The sequence below is a fragment of the Quisquiliibacterium sp. genome (assembly GCF_982640115.1).
Map to the genome: position 1 here is coordinate 1 of NZ_CEXFHW010000274.1, position 3420 is coordinate 3420.

At 72.0% G+C, this 3420-nt stretch carries 4 protein-coding genes; 1 reads left to right on the plus strand and 3 read right to left on the minus strand.

Going from position 1 to position 3420, the window contains the following annotated elements:
* On the plus strand, positions 1–744 hold a 744-nt coding region (locus tag AC2H6A_RS18755; RefSeq protein ID WP_484275240.1), incomplete at its 5' end, for a class I SAM-dependent methyltransferase.
* Positions 745–820: 76 nt separating this feature from the next.
* Here AC2H6A_RS18755 and AC2H6A_RS18760 read toward each other — a convergent pair.
* The 3 genes from AC2H6A_RS18760 to AC2H6A_RS18770 all read right to left on the minus strand — a co-directional run.
* Positions 821–1651, minus strand: coding sequence for a TauD/TfdA dioxygenase family protein (locus AC2H6A_RS18760; protein WP_484275241.1), 831 nt, complete (start codon positions 1649–1651; stop codon positions 821–823).
* Between the two features lie 72 nt (positions 1652–1723).
* Positions 1724–3094, minus strand: coding sequence for an MFS transporter (locus AC2H6A_RS18765; RefSeq protein ID WP_484275242.1), 1371 nt, complete (start codon positions 3092–3094; stop codon positions 1724–1726).
* A 38-nt stretch (positions 3095–3132) separates the two neighbouring features.
* Positions 3133–3420, minus strand: a 288-nt coding sequence (locus AC2H6A_RS18770) for a hypothetical protein (protein WP_484275243.1), incomplete at its 5' end; no start/stop codon positions are given.

The window sequence follows — 3420 nt, forward strand, 5'->3', positions numbered from 1 at the left end:
GAGGTCGACGCCGCGGTCTTCGCCGCGCTGCTCGGCCAGCCGCATCGCCGAGCGGCCAACCGGGCGCGCGACGGCGCCCGGCACCCGGCCGAAACCCTCGCCTTCTTCGGCCTGCGGCCCGACTGGCGGGTGGTCGAGATCCTGCCCGGCAGCGCCGGCTACTACCTCGAGATCCTCGCGCCCTGGCTGCGCGAGCGCGGCCAGTACATTGCCGCCAACCGGCCGCCAGACGCGCCCCCGAACTACCTCGCCGACCACCAGCGCCTGCTCGAGCGGCTCAAGGCCGAGCCGGCGCTCTACGACCGCGTGGCGGTCACGGCCTTCGACCGTGACCGCCATGCCATCGCCCCGGCCGGCCGTGCCGACTGCGTGCTCACCTTCCGCAACCTGCACAACTGGCTGGAGCGCAACGAGCTCGACTCGAGCCTGCGGGCCTTCCACCGCGCACTGAGGCCCGGCGGCGTGCTCGGCGTGGTCGACCACCGCGGCCGCACCGACCGATCGCAAGCCGAGCAGATGGCCTCCGGCTATGTGCGGGAAGACCTGGCCATCCGCCTGATCGAGCAGGCCGGCTTCCGCCTGGACGGCCGCTCCGAGGTGAACGCCAACCCGCGTGACACCAAGGATCACCCGGAAGGGGTGTGGACCCTGCCGCCCACGCTGCGCCTGAAGGACATCGATCGCGAGCGCTGGCTCGCCATCGGCGAGAGCGACCGCTTCACGCTGCGCTTCGTGAAGCGCTGAGCGCGCCGGTTCTGACGGCGCAGCCTCGATGCGCTGAAGGCGCAGCCTCGATGCGCGCCGACCCGGCACGCGCCGGTCAGACCGGCCGGTCGCCGGCCAGGGTGATCCGGTGCATGAGGCGCCTGAAGCCGTGGTAATCGTTCACCGGGTTGTGCAGCGCGCAGCGGTTGTCCCAGAACGCGAGCGAGCCCGGCTCCCAGGCGAAGCGGCAGGTGAACTCCGGGCGCACCTGGTGCTGGTGCAGGTACTGCAGCAGCGGCGCGCTCTCCTCCTCGGTCATGCCGACGAAGCGCACGGTGTGCGCCACATTCACATAGAGCGAACGCCGGCCGGTCTCGGGGTGGGTGCGCACCACCGGGTGTTCGGCGTTGTACTCCTGGCGCGCGTCGTCTCGGCCGTCGCCGCCCTTGATGCGGTCCTCGCGGGTCTTGGAGACATCGGCCTTGGCCGAGCTGTTGACGGCGCGCAGGCCGGCGAGGATCGACTGCAGCGTGGGCGAGAGCGACTCGAAGGCGAGGTACTGGTTGGCAAACAGGGTGTCGCCGCCGTAGGGCGGCAACTCGCGCGCCAGCAGCATCGAGCCCATGGGCGGCTGCTCGAGATAGGCGGTATCGGTGTGCCAGACCCCGCCGAAGTTGGTGCGCTCGTGCTCGAGCTTCTTCACCTCGATGATCTCGGGGTAGCCCTCGATGCCCTTCACGAAGGGATATTCCACCGGGGTACCCATGGCCCGGGCAAAGCGCAGGAACTGGGCCGGGGTGAGGTCCTGATCGCGCAGGAAGATCACCTGGTGCTGCAGCAGGGCCTGCCGCAGCTCGGCGGCCAGATCGGCGGAGATGGCCTCGCGCAGATCGACGCCCGAGATGAGCGCGCCGAGAGCGCCGGCAACAGGTTTGACGCGAAGCATGCGGTCATCCTTGGGCAAGGCCGGCGCCGGCCGGATGGCCGGCACAGCGGGCCCATGATAAACCCCGGGTGTTCAGCCCGATCCGGGCCTGGGCCGGCCTGCCAGCAGGAATGAAACCGTGAACACCGCGAGCGCGACAGCCAGCACCCCGAAGCTGGCCGCCGCCTGTCCGGTGAGCCCCTGCAGCCATCCGATGCCGGTGGCCCCGAGCAGGATGCCCAGCAGGCGCGTGACGCTCACCAGGCTGCCGGCCACGCCGCGTTCATGCACCGGCAGCAGCGTGGTGGTCTGGTCCATGTAGCCCACCTGGAACAGGCCCAGGCCGAGCCCGCTGACCAGCATGCCGGCGGCCAGCGGCAGGATCGCCGGGCCACTGGCACCGGCAACGAGGCCCAGCACCACCGCCGAGAGCCCCAGCCCGGCCACCGCAACCCCCAGCCCCCACGCCATCAGCCCTGGTGCGCCCAGACGCCGCGCCAGACGCCCCGCCAGCGCATTGCCGAGCACCGACCCGGCCGGGTAGACCGACAGCGCCAGCCCGGCCTGCGCGATGGCCATGCCCGCCTGGCGCGTGAGCACATAGGGCAGCAGCAGCAGATTGGCGAAGCAGGCGAGGTTGACGATCACCGACGCCGCCTGGATGCCCGAGAAGCGCGCCGACCGGAAGGGCGCGATGCGCATCACCGGATGCGCGGCCCGGCTCTCGTGGCGCACCCAGGCCAGAGCGCCGGTCAGGCCGAGCGCGAGCAGCCCGGTGCCGGACCACCAGGCCGCGCCGGGCCGGGTGAGTTCGGTGAGTGCCAGCGCGAGCGTGGCCAGCACGCCGATCAGGCCCAGCGCGCCCAGCCAGTCGAAGCCGCCGGCGCCCGGCCCTTCGCGGCGCACGCTCACGGCCGGCACCGCAGGCAGCATGAGCAGGGCCAGCAGCGCGATCGGCGCACGGAACAGGAACACCCCCGGCCAGCCGAGGGCCTGCAGCAGCAGCCCGCCCACCCAGGGCCCCAGGGCCATGCCCAGGCTGTTCACCGCGGCATACACCGCGAGCATCCTCGCCTTGTCGGCGGGAGGCACCAGAAGGGTGACCAGCGCCGGCGCGCACGACACCGCCATGCCCACCGCCATGCCCTGCAGCACCCGTCCGGCCACCAGCAGGGGAAAGTCGGGCGCGAGTGCCACCGCCAGATGACCGAGCACGCAGGCCGCCATGCCGGCCGCGAACACGCGTCGATGCCCGATGCGGTCGCCGAGATGGCCGAAGACCAGCGCCAGGCTGGTCTGCGCCAGCACGAAAGGAATGACCACCCACTGGATGTCGCGCAGCGCCAGCCCGAAGGCGCCGGTGATCACCGGAAAGGCGGTGTTGACGGTGGTGTCGAGCGGCGCGACCAGCGAACCGAGGCAGATGACGGCCAGAGCGAGGCGGATGCGCGGGGCCGCGGGCATCGCGGCATTATCCCGCACGCATCCCCGGCGCGATACGCTCAGCCCAGCCGCTCGCGAAGATGGATCAGCCCGGGGTGCGGAAGCCGACACGCCGGGGCCCAGGGCGGCAGGGTGCCGATCACCCGGCGGCCTGCCGCGAGCCCGACCACCATCGCCATCGATTCGCACCCTGCCACCCAGTCGCAGCGGCTGATCGCCTCATCGAGCCCGCTGCGCTCATCCAGGCTCACCGGCAGATCGGCATGCGCGGCCAGCCAGGGCTGATAGCGCCCGGGCGGATCCGAGGGATGGGGACGCAGGCGGATCGGCTGAGCGGCGCCGATGCC